Annotated in this window: 17 protein-coding genes and 1 riboswitch; of the genes, 7 read left to right on the top strand and 10 right to left on the bottom strand. The window is 60.7% G+C overall.

Going from position 1 to position 17,988, the window contains the following annotated elements; genetic code table 11:
- Positions 1-11 precede the first annotated feature (11 nt).
- The 7 genes from IWX87_RS04175 to IWX87_RS04145 all read right to left on the bottom strand — a co-directional run bounded on the left by IWX87_RS04175 (position 12) and on the right by IWX87_RS04145 (position 6,023).
- Positions 12-788, bottom strand: coding sequence for a PilX N-terminal domain-containing pilus assembly protein (locus IWX87_RS04175; protein ID WP_231374579.1), 777 nt, complete (start codon positions 786-788; stop codon positions 12-14).
- Positions 763-1,839, bottom strand: coding sequence for a PilW family protein (locus IWX87_RS04170; RefSeq protein ID WP_196862268.1), 1,077 nt, complete (start codon positions 1,837-1,839; stop codon positions 763-765). The genes IWX87_RS04175 and IWX87_RS04170 overlap by 26 nt, the downstream gene beginning before the upstream one ends.
- Positions 1,836-2,426: a type IV pilus modification protein PilV gene (pilV, locus tag IWX87_RS04165; protein ID WP_196862267.1), complete on the bottom strand. Its 591-nt coding sequence runs from the start codon at positions 2,424-2,426 to the stop codon at positions 1,836-1,838. Before pilV ends, IWX87_RS04170 begins: the two co-directional genes overlap by 4 nt.
- Positions 2,427-2,445: 19 nt before the next feature.
- The gene (locus IWX87_RS04160; RefSeq protein WP_196862266.1) at positions 2,446-3,000 is read right to left on the bottom strand and encodes a GspH/FimT family pseudopilin; all 555 of its coding nucleotides are present in this window, start codon (positions 2,998-3,000) and stop codon (positions 2,446-2,448) included.
- A gap of 87 nt (positions 3,001-3,087) precedes the next feature.
- Positions 3,088-3,537, bottom strand: a complete 450-nt coding sequence (nrdR, locus tag IWX87_RS04155) for a transcriptional regulator NrdR (protein ID WP_196862265.1) — start codon at positions 3,535-3,537, stop codon at positions 3,088-3,090.
- Between the two features lie 127 nt (positions 3,538-3,664).
- Positions 3,665-4,909 (bottom strand): serine hydroxymethyltransferase, encoded by a 1,245-nt coding sequence (glyA, locus tag IWX87_RS04150; protein ID WP_196862264.1) that lies wholly within the window; start codon positions 4,907-4,909, stop codon positions 3,665-3,667.
- 59 nt (positions 4,910-4,968) lie between these two features.
- Positions 4,969-5,100, bottom strand: a riboswitch (ZMP/ZTP riboswitch).
- 38 nt (positions 5,101-5,138) lie between these two features.
- Entirely contained in the window at positions 5,139-6,023 is an 885-nt protein-coding gene (locus tag IWX87_RS04145; protein WP_196862263.1) for a lytic transglycosylase domain-containing protein, read from the bottom strand.
- Positions 6,024-7,107: 1,084 nt separating this feature from the next.
- On the opposite strand from IWX87_RS04145, the gene IWX87_RS04140 reads away from it, so the two are divergent.
- The 3 genes from IWX87_RS04140 (at position 7,108) to IWX87_RS04130 (ending at position 10,675) form a co-directional block, all read left to right on the top strand.
- Positions 7,108-9,969: a DUF349 domain-containing protein gene (locus tag IWX87_RS04140; RefSeq protein WP_196862262.1), complete on the top strand. Its 2,862-nt coding sequence runs from the start codon at positions 7,108-7,110 to the stop codon at positions 9,967-9,969.
- A gap of 182 nt (positions 9,970-10,151) precedes the next feature.
- Complete coding sequence (locus IWX87_RS04135; RefSeq protein ID WP_196862261.1) at positions 10,152-10,385, top strand: hypothetical protein; 234 nt, start codon at positions 10,152-10,154, stop codon at positions 10,383-10,385.
- Positions 10,386-10,402: 17 nt separating this feature from the next.
- The gene (locus tag IWX87_RS04130; RefSeq protein ID WP_196862260.1) at positions 10,403-10,675 is read left to right on the top strand and encodes a hypothetical protein; all 273 of its coding nucleotides are present in this window, start codon (positions 10,403-10,405) and stop codon (positions 10,673-10,675) included.
- Between the two features lie 306 nt (positions 10,676-10,981).
- Here IWX87_RS04130 and kynA read toward each other — a convergent pair whose 3' ends face one another.
- Genes kynA through kynB form a run of 3 tightly spaced genes read right to left on the bottom strand, consistent with a single transcriptional unit; the run spans position 10,982 to position 13,812 of the window.
- Positions 10,982-11,830 carry a tryptophan 2,3-dioxygenase gene (gene kynA / locus IWX87_RS04125; RefSeq protein ID WP_196862259.1) on the bottom strand — a complete coding sequence of 283 codons (849 nt, stop codon included), beginning with the start codon at positions 11,828-11,830 and terminating at the stop codon, positions 10,982-10,984.
- Between the two features lies 1 nt (position 11,831).
- Complete coding sequence (kynU, locus tag IWX87_RS04120) at positions 11,832-13,109, bottom strand: kynureninase (RefSeq protein ID WP_196862258.1); 1,278 nt, start codon at positions 13,107-13,109, stop codon at positions 11,832-11,834.
- A gap of 19 nt (positions 13,110-13,128) precedes the next feature.
- A complete protein-coding gene (gene kynB, locus IWX87_RS04115; RefSeq protein WP_196862257.1) occupies positions 13,129-13,812 on the bottom strand; it encodes an arylformamidase in 684 nt (227 codons plus the stop codon).
- A 170-nt stretch (positions 13,813-13,982) separates the two neighbouring features.
- Here kynB and IWX87_RS04110 point away from each other — a divergent pair, with 170 nt between their 5' ends.
- The 4 genes from IWX87_RS04110 to IWX87_RS04095 all read left to right on the top strand — a co-directional run bounded on the left by IWX87_RS04110 (position 13,983) and on the right by IWX87_RS04095 (position 17,987).
- Positions 13,983-14,723, top strand: a complete 741-nt coding sequence (locus IWX87_RS04110; RefSeq protein ID WP_196862448.1) for a hypothetical protein — start codon at positions 13,983-13,985, stop codon at positions 14,721-14,723.
- 151 nt (positions 14,724-14,874) lie between these two features.
- Positions 14,875-15,627: an SDR family oxidoreductase gene (locus IWX87_RS04105; RefSeq protein ID WP_196862256.1), complete on the top strand. Its 753-nt coding sequence runs from the start codon at positions 14,875-14,877 to the stop codon at positions 15,625-15,627.
- A 171-nt stretch (positions 15,628-15,798) separates the two neighbouring features.
- Entirely contained in the window at positions 15,799-16,101 is a 303-nt protein-coding gene (locus tag IWX87_RS04100) for a FeoA family protein (protein WP_196862255.1), read from the top strand.
- Positions 16,089-17,987: a ferrous iron transporter B gene (locus tag IWX87_RS04095; RefSeq protein ID WP_370583770.1), complete on the top strand. Its 1,899-nt coding sequence runs from the start codon at positions 16,089-16,091 to the stop codon at positions 17,985-17,987. Before IWX87_RS04100 ends, IWX87_RS04095 begins: the two co-directional genes overlap by 13 nt.
- The last annotated feature ends 1 nt before the right edge of the window (position 17,988 follow it).

Here is a 17,988-nt window from a genome sequence, read left to right as displayed (position 1 = left end):
TTGCCCGAGGACTAAAGAGGAGAAAAAACCGATTGAAGCGTGACGGATGTAATGACACTGCCGCTTCCCAAAATTCGACCGAATCCCACTGCCGTTATCCTGAAGAATATTTTGGCGGACGTGTTTCTGATATTCAGATCGACGGGGGTGAACACTTCAATTATGTAGCGCGGGGGCCGCGATCCTTGCGTGTTGGCGGGCGCAAATGACGTCAGCGGCGCATTGGTAAATGTGCCGTACTCGATGGTGGGTACCGCTTGCGTGAGGGTTCCACTGCAAGGATAAGACGCTGTATTGGGACCCCAGTCTGCGCCACTCCAGAGCGGCCTGACTAAGCCACAGGTACTGCCGGTTACGTCTACGGCATAGACGCCCCGGTTTTCGGGGGTAAGGCTCAAGCCTCCGTCCCGAAGCGCTATGGGGGTGACAGGGTCCGTGAGAGCCTCGTTTCGTGCGGACCAGAAGGTGGCTGCTTCTGTCGCATTCAATGGACGGGAGCCGGCCGGCCGCAACAATGTGCACAGGCCGGGTGCGCAGTACTGTCCATCAAAGCGCACGCCCAGTATGTCGCGCTCTGCATCGCGCAAGGCAAGCTCTGCGTTTTCCCGGGCGAGCGAAAGGTCGCGATTATTCGCTGCAGATCGCTCTTCAAAAAGTGATCCGCGAACGGCCATGACGCCTAACAGTGACAGCACCATCAGAAAAATGACGGCCGTCACCAACACAAATCCTTGCTGCTGCACAGGGATGCGGGTGAAACAATCAGTTGGGCGAGGAGTAAATGGCATTTCTGAGCGTGGTTACTGAGGTGAATCGTTTCCAAAGCCGGTTGTCTCCCGCATTTCTGGCCACGTCCGCAAGAAAATTGCCGTTGTTGTCGCGTCGGCAGGTTGGCCGGAAGGGCTGTAGCGCTGCAGTACCTGAAGCCGCCGAACCGCTGGTTGTCGCTGTAGCGGACACCATGCAAACCTCCACCGCCGAGACATTGGCCCAACCCAGCGCGGAGGCTGCTACCGTGGCTGCGTTGACATACTGCGACTGGGCTCCCCCGGCCGCTGGCACTGTATTGCCTAGAGCCGCTGCAACCCCTGGCTGGGCTGTTTGATAGCGCAGTACAAATTCCTCAACACCTCGCGCCAAGGGTTGCGGAATGTTGTTCCCGGAGCCCGCGCAGTACAACTCGTTGATAGTGTCGGTACTGGTCTGTACAAAGTACCTGTTGATGATGATTTTTGCACCTGCAGGCGCGATGCCCTGTTGGTTGCAGTCGCGTCCTTCACCTGTGGCAGCATTAGGTGACAGCAGGCTTTTGATGGGATTAGCGGTTGCACTGGGAGCCGCCTGAAATGCTATCTGCAGGGATTGCTGTGTGGCATTGGCGGCGCCGCATGCCGGCGCTGCTGTTCCTGCAATCATGATGGCATTGGGTGTGCCGGTCATTGCGCCATCGCAGCCAAAGACCGGCAACAGGCCTGGGAAAAACTGTGTCAGCGGCGCTTCGAGGGCTGCGGCTTCTGGTACGCGCTGGTAAAGGTTCGACAACTTGGCATTCCCTGGATTGAACAGGGACGCAGCCTGGGGTTGACCGGAAATATCGAAGTCGAAAATGTCGACATAGCCTGCCAAGGAAAGGTCATGCTGCAGCAGCCGCTGGACGATAGAAGCAGGTTCATTGAGTTCTGACTGATTTTCCCGTTGCCTCGCAAGATTGGTACTGTTGAGATAGGCTGTGCCGATAGCAATCAGAATGACCAGTGCTATCGTGAGTGCAACCAGTACCTCGATTAGCGTCATCCCGTTTTGGCGTTGATCAAGCTTGCGGGTTTTTTCGTTTGTCATGGAGTTACCAGCACGGTAAGGCATCGAACACCTCCTACCCGAGGTGCAGGGCAGCCTTGATCGACCGGTACTGGATCGGGATTGGCCGCCGTGCCGACTTCGTTCTGCTGCTTTTCCTGCCACATGACGATCACCTGCCGCGCGGTTCGATCGGTTTCCCCGCCAGCACCTGTGAGTGGGAAAATAGCACCTCGACCGTCAGGCAACGCTTGAAGTGACAAGCGCCAGTCACGCATGTCCTTGACGGCTGACTGTGCTGATGTGCAAGCTGTCGTCAAACCGCAGACAGGGTCAGCAGGTAAGGCAGCCAGTGTTGCAGCTGCATAAGCCTGGGGGGCAAGATAGGTGCTGGTCGGATTGGGTGGAGTAGCGTCGATGACCGCATTGCTGTTTGCCTTGATTTTTTCGGTGATGAATTGAGCCTGCATCACGGCCTGGTTGCGCATCTGTGCGGTTTGCTGATAGCGGGTGGCAGCCAATTGAAGACCAGCCGCACCAAGCAAGCCTATCGCGACGACGAGCATGGTCACCAAAATTTCGATCAGGGTGGCCCCTTGCTGGTTTTTTATGGATGTATTCAGCGTCATTTTGAATACCGTCGTCCGCTTATGCGCCACAGGTTGTGGTTAAATTTAAAAACTGGTCATTGTTGTAGACCCTGAGCCGGCCCGTCCTAGCAATGCATATATATTTGGATAGCGAACTGTCGACAGCTGGAAAGTCTCTCACCATCAAATGAGCTCCTGCAAAGTTGCCAACAGGCAACCCATTGGGCAAAAAGGTAATGGAGCGGGCTGCGTTGATATTTGGGGTAAGGGTCGCTCGGTTCACAGGCAGCGTGTCTTGCAATATGTTGCCACCAACTGCCGTTACGACGATCCAGCCCATCTCATAACCTGAGGCGGTGCAAATAGCCCCATCGCTGCTCGCACAAATAGTTATAGCTAGATTTTGCCGAACGGCCTCGTTGCGCGCGAAATAAAACGACTGAGTCCAATCGTTTACCGAAACCCGAATTCGGTTGCTCACGACCATTGCGTTCCATGATGGTGTGGCCAATGCAGCAATGATTGCCACCATCGTCATCACCACCATAAGTTCGATCAGGGTAAAACCAGAATGGACAGATTTAGTGTGGTGATTTAGGGGCCAGCATTTCATTCTTTCAATATAAAACAAAATTTACATTGCACTGTCGGCATACCGCTGAAAGGTTATTTTCAATAGCTGAGCGGTAACGGGAAAGGGTTACCGCCCTACCTCATCCACCATCGCTTTGAACTCGTCAATATCCTCAAAACTCCGGTACACGCTGGCAAAGCGGATATAGGCAATCTTGTCGAGTTTCTTGAGTTGCTGCATCACCAGTTCGCCCAAGTGGGCCGACGCCACCTCGCGCAGGCCCAGGTTCAGCAGCTTTTCCTCGATCTGTTCGACGGCTGCATCCACTTGCGCGGTGCCGACCGGACGCTTGCGCAGCGCCAGGGTCATGGAGCCAAGAATCTTGCTGCGCTGGTAATCGGTGCGGCGGCCGTCTTTCTTGACGATGGACGGAAAGCTGACGTCGGCGCGCTCATAGGTGGTGAAACGCTTTTCGCAGGCCGCGCACTGGCGGCGGCGGCGAATAAAGTCGGCGTCTTCTGAAATCCGGGTTTCGACGACCTGGGTTTCAAGGTGGCCGCAGAAAGGGCATTTCATTTGTTTAACCCCGATTTATTTGATTAAACTGCCCTTTGGCCTAATGCCAGCGGAGGGCTATAGCTACTGAAAACGTAGCAGTCGTGGATCCCGGCACAGGGCCGGGATGACAGACTCGATAAATCGATCAGCCGTAAACCGGAAACCGGCTTGTCAATGCATGGACCTTGGCGCGAACCGCTTCAATATTGGCCGCATCGCGCGGATTGTCCAGCACGTCAGCGATCAGATTGGCCGTCATGCGCGCTTCCTCATCCTTGAAGCCGCGTGTGGTCATGGCCGGGGTGCCGATGCGCACTCCGCTGGTGACCATCGGCTTTTCCGGGTCGTTTGGAATGGCGTTCTTGTTGATGGTCATGTGGGCGCTGCCCAGCACGGCTTCGGCTTCCTTGCCGGTGATGCCCTTGGCGCGCAAATCCACCAGCATGACGTGGCTTTCGGTCCGGCCACTAACGATGCGCAGGCCGCGCTCGGTCAACGTTTCGGCAACGATCTGGGCGTTCTTCAGGACTTGCTGCTGGTAGGTCTTGAACTCGGGCGTCAGCGCTTCCTTGAAAGCGATGGCTTTGGCTGCAATCACGTGCATCAGCGGGCCGCCCTGCAGGCCAGGGAAGATGGCGCTGTTAATTGCTTTTTCGTGCTGGGCCTTCATCAGGATGATGCCGCCGCGTGGGCCGCGCAGGCTCTTGTGGGTGGTCGAGGTCACGACGTCTGCATACGGCACGGGGTTCGGATAGATGCCAGCGGCAATCAAGCCGGCGTAATGCGCCATGTCCACCAGGAAAATCGCGCCGACGTCCTTGGCGACTTTGGCGAAGCGCTCGAAGTCAATGCGCAGGCTGTAGGCAGATGCGCCTGCAATGATGAGCTTGGGCTTGCTTTCGTGGGCCTTACGCTCCATCGCGTCATAGTCGATTTCTTCCTTGTCGTTCAGGCCGTAGGACACGACGTTGAACCACTTGCCGCTCATGTTCAATGACATGCCATGCGTCAGGTGACCGCCTTCGGCCAGGCTCATGCCCATGATGGTGTCGCCGGGCTTGAGGAAGGCAAGGAAGACGGCTTCGTTGGCAGAAGCGCCGCAATGCGGTTGCACGTTGGCGGCATCGGCACCAAAAATCTGCTTGACGCGGTCAATGGCGAGTTGCTCGGCCACATCGACGTGTTCGCAGCCGCCGTAGTAGCGGCGGCCGGGGTAGCCTTCGGCGTATTTATTGGTCAGTTGCGAGCCTTGCGCGGCCATGACGGCAGGCGAGGCGTAATTTTCACTGGCGATCAGTTCGATGTGATGCTCTTGGCGGGCGTTTTCAGCCTCGATGGCAGCAAAAATTTCAGGATCGGTCTGTTCGATGAGAATATTGCGGTGGTACATGGCAGTCCTTCAAGACTTTGGTTCCTTGTCCTTTGGCTTTGATGCAAAGCAAAGGAAGCAAGGGCTGCCCAGGCGAACGGCTAAACGCTTTTTGGCCCAATGGCCGCAAACGGTGCGCTTCCCCGTGGTGTCCCACGTCCGCATCAATGGTTGTAAAACCTGGATGCCTATCGCCAGTCGCGCACCGCGCTAGTGTAGCGTAGCGTGTCCGGCCGACACGTTAAGGGCTTTACGATTCGTCCAATTGCACCATGTCCTGTGCGGGTTTGCGCTCAGCAGGAAAGGACACAGACGTGGTTTGCGCAGGGGCTGGTGTTGCCACAAAACGCGGTGCAGTCGTTGGTGGGCGCTGGCCGCCCACCACAGCCAGCAGTCGGGCACGTTCGGCCATGACCTTGTTGGCATAGCCGCCATCGCTTTCAAGGTTGGCAGCGCCAACATAGTATTTCAGTCCTCCTTCGATGGAACCAGCGCGCGTGATGCACTCCTGCAGCACCTTGACACCAACACGCAGGTTGGCCACCGGATCAAAGGCGGCGAGCCGGCCGCCGATCTTGGCATATTTGTCATGGTGAATCTGCGTCATTACCTGCATCAGGCCCTGGGCGCCGACCGGGCTTTGTGCAAATGGGTTAAAGCCCGATTCAATCGCCATGATCGCCAGGATCAAGGTCGGATCAAGCTTGACCTTGTGGCCAATATCGAAAGCTTCAGCCACCAATGTTCCGACGGGTTCCTGCGCCACCGAATACTTCTTGCTGATCCATAAAGCGACTGCCGCCTGTTGGCTGGAAAGAACCTTTGGCTTGTCGGCAGGTGAAGGTTCGGCCGTAGCCTGTTGTGCGGGCACGATGCTTTCGGATTCCACCGCAGTGCCGCGCCGCTCCTGCAGCCAGGCCATCAGCTTGACTTCGCTTGTGTCGCGCAGATCGGGTCGGGCCATCAGCGTGACAACGGCAAAGACAACGGCCAGGCCCAAAAGGGCAAAGCTGCTGTGCGTAATCACAAAAAATCCGCGGGCAATGTCGTCGGCAACTGTTCCAAAGCTGCTTTTCAAATTACTCAGACAAGTCTTGACGTTGAAATCAAAACGGTTATTCGCTAGCGCTGTCATAGCACTCCTTTCTTTGCATGCAAACCTTTTGAGGCGGAGCAGGCTTTGATCGGGTCGCCATCAAACCATGCAGCTGTCTGCAGGTTGTTGACCCTCGAGGATGCTGCCTGGAAAGGCAGCGCGTTCGGGTAAGCCCTTGCTTTGCAGGACTTGGTCGCATTCTAATTACGCGTTAAATAACCTGTCAATCATAAAGATTTACTTCAATATATGAAAAAATGTTTAAAAAAGACCTTTTTTGTCGAAAATCTCGTTATTTTCCGAATTCGAGCGTTTCTTTGCAATGCTTGCTTCATGTAACGTCTTGTGCTGATCGGTTGGAGATTTTTTGAAAAGGACCCAAAATGATCCAAAGAAAATCTCAATCAATTCGGTTTACGTGATTGAAAACTTAGACTTGCCGTTGTAAAGCGATGGTTTTAATCTTCACTTGTCCGGGTTTTCGGACGCCAACCGGGTAACCAATCCCGGTAATGCCTGGAAGCAATCACTTGCTTCCATCGCACTGGGGACGATTCATCTCTCCTTTTGCGTAGCCAGATGGCATGGGTTTTATGCCCGCCATCAACCCCGGTCAGTCATGCTGACCGGGGTTTTTTTATATTGATTTCTTTCGGCATGCAATTCTGCGCGGCCAAACTGTCTGAACATTTTTTGTTCTTGGGCCAGTTCGGTGCTTCATTCACTTCGCTGACATCAACGTGTGACCTGTACTGCGGGAGCTTGTCTGCTTCTTCGCAAAGTGCAAGATGGTCAAGAAACACTTGGTTTTTAGTGATTTGCCGCCTTCCGGCTGTTTTGAGAACTGCCCGGACCAAGCCGCCAGACGCAAAATGGACACCGTACACCGAACTTAATTTGGCAATGCCATAAAAACAGCGAAAATACGTGGATTGCTTTAATGTCTAAAGTTGTAGGTAGCCAGGCCTTGCAAGCCACAAACCAAATTTTTCTTCGCTGACAGAACTTCCTGCTCTTCGCCCCTTGAGTCTTGACGCTGCCGGCAGGCACGCCCGTCGGGGGCTTTGAATGCGTGGCGCAGGTGCTGTTGCTGGCGGCTTTTTTTCCGAAACGATTGTTAACTATGCTGCGCTTTCCCTTGTCCAAATCTTCCAAAGCCGACGCCACGCCGGCCGCCGCCGTGAAAACCGGCACTGCCAAAACCGCCAAAACCGCAGAAGCCCATCCGCTGGATGGCCTGACCGGCGGCGCTTTTTCAGCCTCCACCTCGGGCGAGCGGGCTTCCCGCATCCGTCAGTGGCTGACCACCGATCCCAGCGTCGAGCAGATGGCCGAGGTGTACAAAGACCTGGCCAACCGCGACAAGGGCGCGGCCAAGCCTTTGAAGGAAAAGCTTGACGAAGCCCGGCGCAGCAAAGGCCAGGAAGCTGTCGCCGCCGAATGGGCTGAAAAAGCCCAGGCGCTGCTGGCGTTGCCCAAGCTCAACCTGGCCAATGCCCTGGCCTGGCAGCGCGACGCCGCCAAAGCCGGTGCGCCTCTGTCCAAAGAGCCGCTGGCCGGACTGAAGGTGCAGCTCGCCGAGCGCGTCAAGACGATTGAAGACCTGCAGCACCGCACCCAGGTGCAACGCGAAGCCGCCGTGTTGATCGCCCAGCGCATTGAAGTGCTGTCGATCAAGCCGTGGCGCGACGCCGAGTCCGTGCTTGAAACGCTGCGCACCGACGTGGCGCACTGGCAGGCACAGGCTGACGAAGTGGCGCAGGACGCCAATTGGGCCAGCGTCGATGCCAAGTTCCCGCCGCTGCTCGACGCCTCGCGCGGCCAGTTGCTGGCGGTCTGGGATGCGTTTCAAAGCGCCCTGGCCGTGGCCATGAAGGCTGCTGAAGACAGCGCTGCGCCGCTGCCTACCGTGCCGGTCTGGGCCGACGAGCTGCGCGCCGCGCGCGGCCTGCCAACTTTGAAATCCGAGCAGCAGGGCGCTGCCGACGCCGGCCAGCCTGCCCGCGCGCCCAAGACCCGGATGGACCCGGCCGCGCTGAACGACCTGCGCGCCAAGTCCTCCGCCTTCGTGCAGCAGGCCCTCGCCAGGCTGGAACACGAAGTCACCGAAGGCCACGGCAAGTCCACGCCCAAGGTGGCCGCCGAGCTGCGCCAGGCGCTGAAGGACAACATCCGCAACATCGACAGCAAGCTGGAAGCCGCCGCGCATGCCGCGCTGACCGCTGCTGGCGAACTCGAAGGCTGGCAGCGCTGGCGTGCCGACCAGATCCGCGAGGAACTGGTCGTAAAGGCCGAGGCATTGCTCGTCAAGCCACTCGGCGGTCGCAAGCAACAGGACGCGCTGCGCCACATGCGCGAGCAATGGAAGACCAGCGACCAGGGCGGCACGCCCAACCACGCGCTGTGGAAGCGTTTTGACGATGCCTGCAACGAAGCGCACAAGGTCGTCGAAGCCTGGCTGGAAAAGGTCAAGGAACAGGCCGAAGCCCAGAAGGCTCAGCGTCAGGCGCTGATCGACGAAGTGCTGGCCTGGGCCGAAGCCCACAAGGACAACAGCGACTGGAAGATGCACATTCGCAGCCTGAACGGCTTTGTCGAAAAATGGCGCGAAGCCGGCCACTTGGGCGACAAGGCGTTCGCCGAAATCCAGCCGCTCTGGAAAGCCGCCATGGACCAGGCCGACGCCGGCCTGACCGCCGCCCGAGGCGCGAGCCTGGCGCGCCGCCGCGCGATGATTGAGGAAGCACAAGCATTGGGCGCCGAGCCGCAGCTGCGAATCGACGCCGTGAAGTCGCTGCAGCAGCGCTGGCAGCATGAGGCGCAAAGCGTGCCGATCGAGCGCAAGCAGGAGCAAAAGCTCTGGGACGCTTTCCGCAAGCCGATTGACGACGCCTTCCAGCGCAAGACTGTCGAGCGCGAAAAATCTGCCGCCGCGCTGGGCGAGCACGACCGCTACGTGCTCGAAGCCGCCAAGGCCGTCGAGCAGGCCACCGCCAGCGGCGACGCGCAAAAAATCCATGCCGCCGCCAAGGCACTGGAAGCCGCCGTGCGCGGACAGGTCGCCGCCGCAGCCCAAGCCAAAACCGCCGCCGATGCCGCGCCTGCGGCCCCGGTTTCCGAATCAGATCAGCCTTCCGCGCAGGACGCGCCTATACAGGAAGCTATCGAAAGCGTAGCAACCGAGGCGACTGTCGATGCCGACGGCAACCCGACCGCCGAAGCCATTGAAGAGGGTTTTTCCGAGTCCTCGGAACCCGCCATCGCGCCCGCAGAGCCGGTCGCCCCGCCCAAGCCGGCGCCCAAGAAGATCGTCGCCATGCGCGGCGACGACCGCCCCGGCGCCCGCCGTGCCGAGCCCGCGTCCGCAGGCCGTGGCGGCAAGTTTGGCGACCGCAAAGACGCGCGACCGAGCGGCAAGCCCAGCGGCCCGCGCCAGAGCACCGACAACAAGTTCGAGCCTTACCGTCCCGAGCGCACCGAGCGTTTCAGCGAACGCAGCGAGCGTCCGGCATTTGAAGAGCGCGGCCCGCGCCTGGGCGATGCCGCCTTCCGCGCCCAGCGCGAGGCTTTCGAGGCCGCTAACCATGCGCTGAAAAAGCTCGCCATGCAGGCGCACGGCGAAGTGCTGACCAACCTCTTGACCGCGTGGGAAAAGCGCGACCCCGAGCAACTGCCTGCCGCGCAGGAACTGGGCAAGCAGGTTGCGCCAGCGGTGCGCACCAGCTGGGTGAAGGCGCTGGGCGAGCCAGCCGGAAAAGAGGCCGCTGAATCGCTGCTGCGCCTGGAAATGGCCGCCGAGCTGCCAACACCGGCCGAGCACATCAGCGCGCGCCGCATGTTGCAGCTGCAACTGCTGACCCGCCGCAATGCGCCGGCGCCAACCGAGACCTGGGGCGAGGACACCGCCAAGGTGCTGGCCGCCGAGTTCGACGCCAGCAATGCCCGACGCCTGCAAAACGCGCTGAAGGCCTTGCTCAAGCGCTGAAGCCGCGGGCCAGGTCCACAACGCAGCGTCGATGCCGCGTGACCCGGCCTCGATCAGCGCTGTCATTCCCGCGAAGGCGGGAATGACGAACGGAACCTCTGTCCCCGCCACCTTTTTCTTCCCACGCCATGACGCCCCAGGACTTTATTCAAAAATGAAGTCCCGGCGGCCCGGCGCACGGCATGAATGAAGAGCAGGGCGCGCAAAGCCATTTCCTGGACCTGTGCGAGCTGCTGGCCGTACCCAAGCCCGGCAGCGAAGCGGGCTATCTGTTCGAGGAAAAGAACAGCGTCATCGGCGGGCGCACGGGTTATGCCGACGTGTTCCGGCGCGGCGCCTTCGCCTCGGAAAACAAGGCGCCGGGCAAGAACCTCGACGCGCGCTCAAGCAACAGCTCAGCTACAGCCTCGCCCTAAGCAACCCGCCGATTCTGGTGGTCTGCGACCGCCTGACGATCCGCATTCACACCCAGTTCACCGGCCACCCGAGCGAAATGCACACGGTGCTGCTGGCCGAGCGCACACTGACCAAGCTCTACAACCAGCGCCCGGCGTGGCTGGACGCCGCCCACCAGGCGCTCGACGCCGCCGTGGCCGCCGCCTATGGCTGGCTGGACTACCGCGCCGACTTGCCGGACGAAGACATCCTCAAGCGCCTGCTGGCGCTGAACCTGCAGCGCGCCAAGACGCAGGGCGCTATTAAATAAATAGCTAATTAAGCATACGGGACGTGCGCAAAAGGCCTATTTGGTTAAAATTTTGCAAAGATTCACGGTTGAAACGCCTTTGCCCTCCCTGTCATTGCGGGCCTGACCCGCAATCCATGGCATCCCAGCCAGGCCGCAGCCAGGCAGCGGCTGGAACCCAGCGCACGTTTGACTGCGCAGGCAGGGCTGTCCGTCGGCAAAATTTTTTCGCTTGTCTGTCGTGCCGCATTTCTTTTCGGCCAGCGCCTGCGGTTTAGGGCTGAGACGCTTGATGCATCCAAGGGGTTTCTGGCCGATGCTGGCCGGCTACAAATCGGTGCGCAGCTTCCAGATTTCGGGAAACAGCACCACGTCGAGCATCTTGCGCAGGTAGCTCACGCCGCCGGTCCCGCCGGTGCCGCGCTTGAAGCCGATCACGCGCTCGACGGTGGTGACATGGCGAAAGCGCCAGAGCCGGAAGGCGTCCTCCAGATCGGTCAGTTCTTCGCCCAGCTGGTACAGGTCCCAGTACTTCTCGGGGTTGCGGTAAACCGTCAGCCAGGCGCTTTGCACCGCATCGTTTTCCGGGTAGCCCTGGGTCCAGTCGCGCTCGGTATGGCTGGCGGGCACATCCAGCCCGCGCCGGGCCAAAAGGCGCAATGCTTCGTCGTACAGCGACGGCGCTTCAAAAGCGGCTTGCACCTGTGCCAAAAGGTCGGGCCGGTGGGCGTGGGGTTTGAGCATGGCGGCGTTCTTGTTGCCCAGCGCAAACTCGATGCAGCGGTATTGCGCGCTCTGAAAACCGCTGGAGTTCGCCAGGTAGGGCCGTATGGCGCTGTATTCGGGCGGCGTCATGGTGGCCAGCACGTCCCAGGCGTGGACCAGTTGCTCCATGATCTTGCTGACGCGCGCCAGCTTCTTGAAGGCGCTGCCAAGTTCGTCCTGCGCCACGTTGGCAATCGCCGCATGCAGCTCGTGGAGCATCAGCTTCATCCAGAGTTCGCTGGTCTGGTGCTGGATGATGAACAGCATCTCGTCATGCGACGGCGACAGCGGCTGCTGCGCGCCGAGGAGGGCGTCCAGGTGCAGGTAGTCGCCATAGCTCATGCTCCGGCTGAAGTCGAGCTGCGCTTTTTCTTCGCGAACGATGTCGGCGGGTTGGGCGGTTGGGGTCATGTCAGGTCACCGCCTGCTTCTGGTTGAACCGGGCTTGCTGCCACTCGCCGGATTCCAGCACCTGCCGCAAATGCTCGACCGCCTGCCACACGTCTTCAAAGCCGATGTACAGCGGCGTCAATCCAAAGCGCAGGATGTCCAGGTGCCGGTTGCCGTCGCCCGCGCGGAAGTCGCCAATCACACCCCGGGCAATCAGCGCCTGCACGATGGCATAGGCGCCTTCGGGGCGCGTCAGGCAGACCTGCGAGCCGCGCTGCGCCGGGTCGCGCGGCGTTGCCAGCCCGAGGCCGTGGCCGGCGCAGCGCGCTTCAACCAGCGCGATGAACAGCTCGCTCAGCGCCAGCGACTTGGCGCGCAGCGCCGCCATGCCGCCCAATGGTTCGGCCGCCAGCACGGTGTCCAGCCCGCAATCGAGCGCTGCCAGGCTCAGGATTGGCTGCGTGCCGCACAAAAAGCGCGTGATGCCGGGGGCCGGGCGATAGTCGGGCGTGAACTCAAAGGGCGCGGCATGGCCCCACCAGCCGGCCAGCGGCTGCCAGAAACGGCTGGCGTGCCGTGAATGCGCCCAGACAAAGGCGGGTGCGCCGGGGCCGCCATTCAGGTATTTGTAGCTGCAGCCCACGGCGAAGTCGGCCTGCGCGCCGTTCAGGTCCACCGGCACCGCGCCGGCACTGTGCGCCAAGTCCCAGACCGCCAGGATGCCGGCTCGGTGGGCGGCCTGGGTCACGGCCGCGATGTCGTGCATCGCGCCGGTGCGGTAGTTGACATGCGTCAGCATCAGCACGGCAACTTCGGCGGTCAAGGCGCCGGCCATGTCCTCGGGCTCGACCAGCCGCAGTTGCAAGCCGCGTTCCCGGCACAGCGACTCGGCGATGTAGAGGTCGGTCGGAAAGTTGCTGCGTTCGCTGACCAGCACGGTGCGGACTGGCGCATCCTCGCGGGCGATGTTGAGCGCGGCGCTCAGCACCTTGTAGAGGTTGACCGACGTGCTGTCGGTGGCCACGACCTCGCCGGGCGCGGCGCCCACCAGCCGTGCAATCTTGTCGCCCAGGCGCTGCGGCGCATCGAACCAGCCGGCGCTGTTCCAGGAGCGGATCAGGCCCTGGCCCCATTCCTGCGTCACCGCCTCGGCCACGCGGGAGGCGGTGGCGGTGGGCAGCACGCCGAGCGAATTGCCATCGAGGTAAATCACGCCTTCGGGCAGCGTGAACTGCTGGCGCAGCGCGCGCAGCGGGTCTTGCGCATCCAGGGCGCGGCAGTCTTGCAGGGTGGGCGTCATGTCGGCGGTCTTTCAGGGTTCAGGGCAGTTCGCGCAGGATGGCGCGAACCGGCGAGGCGTCGGCCTGCATCAGCTTGAGGGGCAGGGCGATGAGTTCGTAGTCGCCTTCGGGCACGTCGTCGAGCACCAGGTTTTCCAGCACCCGCAGGCCGTGCGCCAGCAGCAGGTGGTGGCAGGGCAGGTCCTGGCTGGCGGCCGGGTCCACGCTGGGCGTGTCAATACCGATAAGCGCTATGTTTTTACTAGCTAGCAGCGCAAGCGTGGCGGGCGCAATCGCACTAAACGATGCCCAGGACTGGCTGGCGGCGCGGGATGTGCGCAGCAGCACTCGGGCGGGCAGGTTTTCAAGTGCGTGGGCCAGGTGCGCGGGCTCGATCAGCTGTCCGCTGTCCAGGCAATGGATGACGCGGCACGGCCCAAGGTAAGGCTGCAGATCGACCGCGCCAATCGCCGCTTCGCCGCTGGCGTAGTGCAGTGGCGCATCGGCATGTGCGCCGGTGTGCGGCGACAGCGTGATGCGGTTGACGTTGACCGGGCACTCGGGCGCGAGCGAAAAATGCAGTTGCTGCGAATAAGCGGTGTCGCCGGGAAAGACGTCGGAATGCGCGTCCACCGCAGGCGAGATGTCCCAGAGTTTCAGGCGCCTGGCGGGAGCAGCAGCGGCGGAAAAAGGGGAAGCAAGAGGGGAAGCGGGTTGCGTCATGCGGCAAAGGTAGCATTTAAGAAAAAGCCGCGGTGTCGGTTATTTCCAACTTATTTTGTAAATTTACAGTGAAGGCCACAGACCGGGCAGTTGCGCAGCGTCGGGGAAGGGCGGTGCGCGTGCGATGGATTCGAAAAACCTGGCGTGTCGCCGTGACTACACTGGTCCCGATGAGCCACCCTTATGAATCGCCTTTGGTACAGCACCGGCCAGTTTCGTATTACTGGAGCGGCGACGCCCTTCGCAGCCGAAGCGTCAGCAGCGTCGTGCTGTCTGGCACGGTCGATGTGCCTGTGCTGCCTGCCAGGCTGATGGCCGACTGGAACACGGACATCTCGCTGCGCCTGCAATTGGTCCCCGGTGACGTCGAGTCCCTGCCTTTGCCGCGCGCCCGTGCGCGCTGGCCGGACTACCGGCAATGCGTGCAAGCGGTGTCCGGCTGGACGACCTCGATCGGGTTGCCTGGCATGCTTGCCCAATGCGACGTCGCGCTGATGGTCTGCCGCGGCGCACGCTACCACCATGACGGCGCGCAGTACGGCAGCGCTGCGTTTTGCAATCTTTTTCTGAGCGACGACAAGGGCCTGGACCTGCATTTTCCGTCGAGCGGCCATCGAATTCCCCTGACAAAGGGAACGCTGGTGATCTTCGACACCGGCCAGCCGCATGCGGTTGTTCCGCGCGACAGCAGCGACTTTGATATTGGCGATTTCCCGAACGACCTCGACTGCACGCAGGTATTCCTGACCTGGGAGCTTGCCATCGAGCATGCCGACGTGGCGCGCGTGCTCGGGATCAAATTCGACATCGACAAGGCAGCATGTCTGCCATTGGATGAGGAGCAAGTCTGGCTTTACGGCGCACGGGCCGAAGTGTGTCCGGCTTCCGGCCGTTGGCGCCGCGTTGATTAATCCCCCAACCTGAAAAAATAGCCAGCTGGCCGACCACCATGGGCTGATTTTTCGTATTCATCATTTTGACAAGCATGGGCGAGAATCCTTGCTCGTGCGGCCACAGGGCTGCGTTGTTTCACGTTGACTTATAAAAGACAAAGGTTTTTTCATGACTTCAATCGACAAAGTGGCCCTCGTGACTGGCGCGGGAACCGGCATCGGCAAGGCGGTAGCGCTGGCGCTGCTGGCGGCAGGCTATCGCGTGGTGCTGGCCGGGCGCCGCATCGAGCTGCTGCAAGAGGTTGCCAAGGCTGCTGGCCGCGACCGTATCCTGCCCGTCGCCACCGATGTCAGCCAGCCCGAGTCGGTCGATGCGCTGTTTTCCACCATCAAGGAAAAATTTGGCCGCCTGGACGTTTTATTCAACAATGCTGGCGTCAATTCGCCACGCGCCGGCTTTGAAGACCTGACGTACGACCAGTGGCAAAACGTTGTGAACATCAACCTGACCGGTTCCTTCCTGTGCGCGCAGGGCGCTTTCAGGATGATGAAAAATCAATTGCCGCAGGGCGGCCGCATCATCAACAACGGCTCGATTTCGGCGCATGCGCCCCGGCCCAACTCGGCGCCTTACACGTCAACCAAGCATGCCATCACGGGCTTGACCAAGGCAATTTCGCTTGACGGCCGCAAGTACAACATCGCCTGCGGGCAGATCGACATTGGCAATGCGCTGACCGAGTTGTCGGCGCGCATGGCGACCGGCGTGCCGCAGGCGAATGGCGAGATCGCCATCGAAGCGATGATGGACGCGAGCGAAGTGGCCGATGCAGTGGTCCACATGGCAGCGCTGCCGCTGAGCACCAACATCCAGTTCATGACCATCATGGCGACGAAAATGCCATTTGTCGGCCGGGGCTGATGCCGCCAAAGCACTCTCCTGAAGGGCCTTGACGGCTTCAGATCGCCATCAGGCCGGCGCTTCGGCTTGGCAGGATGATCTGCATCAAGGTGATTCAGGCTGACGGGCATCACGATGCCATCTGTTACTTATACAATGAGAATCATTTTCATTTAATAGAGTGCGGCAACCATGACCCTGGCCCATTTATCCTCTGGTACGGCAGACATCGGACTCGATGAATGGCCGCAGCGCTTGCCCGCTCAGGTGCTCAGGCTGATGCCGCCAGGCGATGAGGAGGAGCGTGAAGTCTTGCTGCGCCTGCTGGAAATCGGTTTTCTGCCCGGCGAGCCGGTGCAGGTCATGGCGCGTGGTTTTCCGGGCAACGATCCGCTGGCGGTCAGGGTGGGGCATACGACGTTTGCCCTTCGGAGCCATGAGGCCGCGCTGATTCGTGTGGGCCCGCTGGCCGCTGTTGCGGCCTGCGCCGCGTGACCGCCGCTGTCAATGCGGTGGGTGAGCCACTGCGGGTGGCATTGCTGGGCAATCCCAACTGCGGCAAGACGGCACTGTTCAATTTGCTGACTGGTAGCCGCCAGAAGGTGGCGAACTATGCCGGCGTCACCGTCGAGCGCAAGGAAGGCCAGGTGCTGACGGCGTCGGGCCACCGCGTGATGGTGCTCGACCTGCCCGGTGCCTACAGCCTGAATGCCTTGAGTGCCGACGAAGCAGTGACTCGCGACATCGTCATCGGCCAGCGGCCTGGCGAGCCCTTGCCTGACCGGCTGGTGTGCGTCGCCGATGCAACCAACCTGCAACTCAACCTGCGCCTGGTGCTGGAAGCACGGGTGCTGGGCCTGCCAATGGTGCTGGCGCTGAACATGAGCGACGCCGCCCGCCGCGCCGGCATCGTGATTGACCGCAACGTGCTGTCGCACGAGCTGGGCATGCCGGTGGTTGAAACGGTGGGTGTGCGCCACGATGGCGCGCATGAACTGCTGCACTTTCTGGACGATTGGCCAGCGCCCAACGGAAAAATTGATGGCGTACCCGCCTGGCAGGCCCCGACTTTCGATCAGGTCATGGACACCCAGCTCGAAGTGCGCCGCATCATGCGGCTGGCGGTGCAGTCGCCGCCCGACAGCCTGCACGCCGACGACGCCATTGACCGGCTGGTGCTGCATCCGCTGTGGGGCATGCTGCTGCTGTGCGTGATCCTGTTCCTGATGTTCCAGGCCGTGTTCAGCTGGGCCACGCTGCCGATGGACGCCATCAAGTCGGCGATGGATGGCCTGTCCGGCCTGTTGCGCACGCACATGCCCGAAGGCGTGCTGCAAAGCCTGTTGGCCGATGGCATTCTGGCCGGGGCCGGTGGCGTGCTGGTGTTTTTGCCGCAGATCCTGATCCTGTTCTTTTTTATCCTGGCGCTGGAGGATTCGGGCTATCTGCCGCGCGCGGCTTTTTTGCTGGACCGCGTGATGGGCAGTGTCGGCCTGTCAGGTCGCTCCTTCATTCCGCTACTGTCGAGCTTTGCCTGCGCGATTCCGGGCGTGATGGCAACGCGCACGATTACCCACTGGCGCGACCGGCTGGTGACCATCATGATTGCGCCGCTGATGACCTGCTCGGCGCGCCTGCCGGTGTATGCGCTCTTGATTGGCGCCTTCATTCCTGAACGCACGGTAGCGGGCATCTTCAACCTGCAGGGGCTGGTCATGTTTGCGCTTTATGTCGGCGGCATCGTCAGTGCCATGGCGGTGGCGGCGCTGTTCAATCTCTGGCGCGGCCATGCGCGGCCCACGCCGCTGATCATGGAATTGCCCGCCTACCGGGTACCCAGCCTGCGCCAACTGGCCATGGGTCTGCATGAACGGGCGATGATTTTTTTAAAGCGCGTTGGCGGCATCATCCTGGCACTGACCGTGATCTTGTGGTTTTTGTCCACGTTTCCGGCACCGCCCGAGGGTGCTGTTGGCCCGGCCATCCAATACAGCCTGGCCGGACGCCTGGGCCATGCGCTGCAGGTGATTTTTGCGCCCATCGGTTTCAACTGGCAGATTGCAATTGCGCTGGTGCCGGGTCTGGCTGCACGCGAAGTAGCAGTCGGCGCCTTGGGCACGGTGTATGCGCTGTCGGCCACGGGCAATGACGTGGCGTCGGCGCTGGGTCCAGTGATTGCCCAGACCTGGTCGCTGGCTACCGCCATGTCGCTGCTGGTCTGGTATGTGTTTGCGCCGCAATGCATTTCGACCCTGGTCACAGTGCGGCGCGAGACCAACAGTTGGCGGTACGCCTTTTTCATGGCGGGCTACATGTTCGGGCTGGCCTATGGTGCCAGCTTGATCACTTATCGGCTGACGTTGTTATGGGGAGGTGTTTGAG

The organism is Polaromonas sp. CG_9.7, from assembly GCF_015752205.1.
Taxonomy (GTDB): Bacteria; Pseudomonadota; Gammaproteobacteria; order Burkholderiales; family Burkholderiaceae_C; genus Polaromonas.
This window is presented reverse-complemented; position numbering and strand designations above follow the sequence as displayed.

What these genes read in the sequence shown, in the direction of transcription:
- IWX87_RS04175 (WP_231374579.1), bottom strand. Translation starts at nt 788, where the DNA reads ATGCCATTTACTCCTCGCCCAACTGATTGTTTCACCCGCATCCCTGTG.
- IWX87_RS04170 (WP_196862268.1), bottom strand. Translation starts at nt 1,839, where the DNA reads ATGACAAACGAAAAAACCCGCAAGCTTGATCAACGCCAAAACGGGATG.
- pilV (WP_196862267.1), bottom strand. Translation starts at nt 2,426, where the DNA reads ATGACGCTGAATACATCCATAAAAAACCAGCAAGGGGCCACCCTGATC.
- IWX87_RS04160 (WP_196862266.1), bottom strand. Translation starts at nt 3,000, where the DNA reads ATGAAATGCTGGCCCCTAAATCACCACACTAAATCTGTCCATTCTGGT.
- nrdR (WP_196862265.1), bottom strand. Translation starts at nt 3,537, where the DNA reads ATGAAATGCCCTTTCTGCGGCCACCTTGAAACCCAGGTCGTCGAAACC.
- glyA (WP_196862264.1), bottom strand. Translation starts at nt 4,909, where the DNA reads ATGTACCACCGCAATATTCTCATCGAACAGACCGATCCTGAAATTTTT.
- IWX87_RS04145 (WP_196862263.1), bottom strand. Translation starts at nt 6,023, where the DNA reads ATGACAGCGCTAGCGAATAACCGTTTTGATTTCAACGTCAAGACTTGT.
- IWX87_RS04140 (WP_196862262.1), top strand. Translation starts at nt 7,108, where the DNA reads ATGCTGCGCTTTCCCTTGTCCAAATCTTCCAAAGCCGACGCCACGCCG.
- IWX87_RS04135 (WP_196862261.1), top strand. Translation starts at nt 10,152, where the DNA reads ATGAATGAAGAGCAGGGCGCGCAAAGCCATTTCCTGGACCTGTGCGAG.
- kynA (WP_196862259.1), bottom strand. Translation starts at nt 11,830, where the DNA reads ATGACCCCAACCGCCCAACCCGCCGACATCGTTCGCGAAGAAAAAGCG.
- kynU (WP_196862258.1), bottom strand. Translation starts at nt 13,109, where the DNA reads ATGACGCCCACCCTGCAAGACTGCCGCGCCCTGGATGCGCAAGACCCG.
- kynB (WP_196862257.1), bottom strand. Translation starts at nt 13,812, where the DNA reads ATGACGCAACCCGCTTCCCCTCTTGCTTCCCCTTTTTCCGCCGCTGCT.
- IWX87_RS04110 (WP_196862448.1), top strand. Translation starts at nt 13,983, where the DNA reads ATGAGCCACCCTTATGAATCGCCTTTGGTACAGCACCGGCCAGTTTCG.
- IWX87_RS04105 (WP_196862256.1), top strand. Translation starts at nt 14,875, where the DNA reads ATGACTTCAATCGACAAAGTGGCCCTCGTGACTGGCGCGGGAACCGGC.
- IWX87_RS04100 (WP_196862255.1), top strand. Translation starts at nt 15,799, where the DNA reads ATGACCCTGGCCCATTTATCCTCTGGTACGGCAGACATCGGACTCGAT.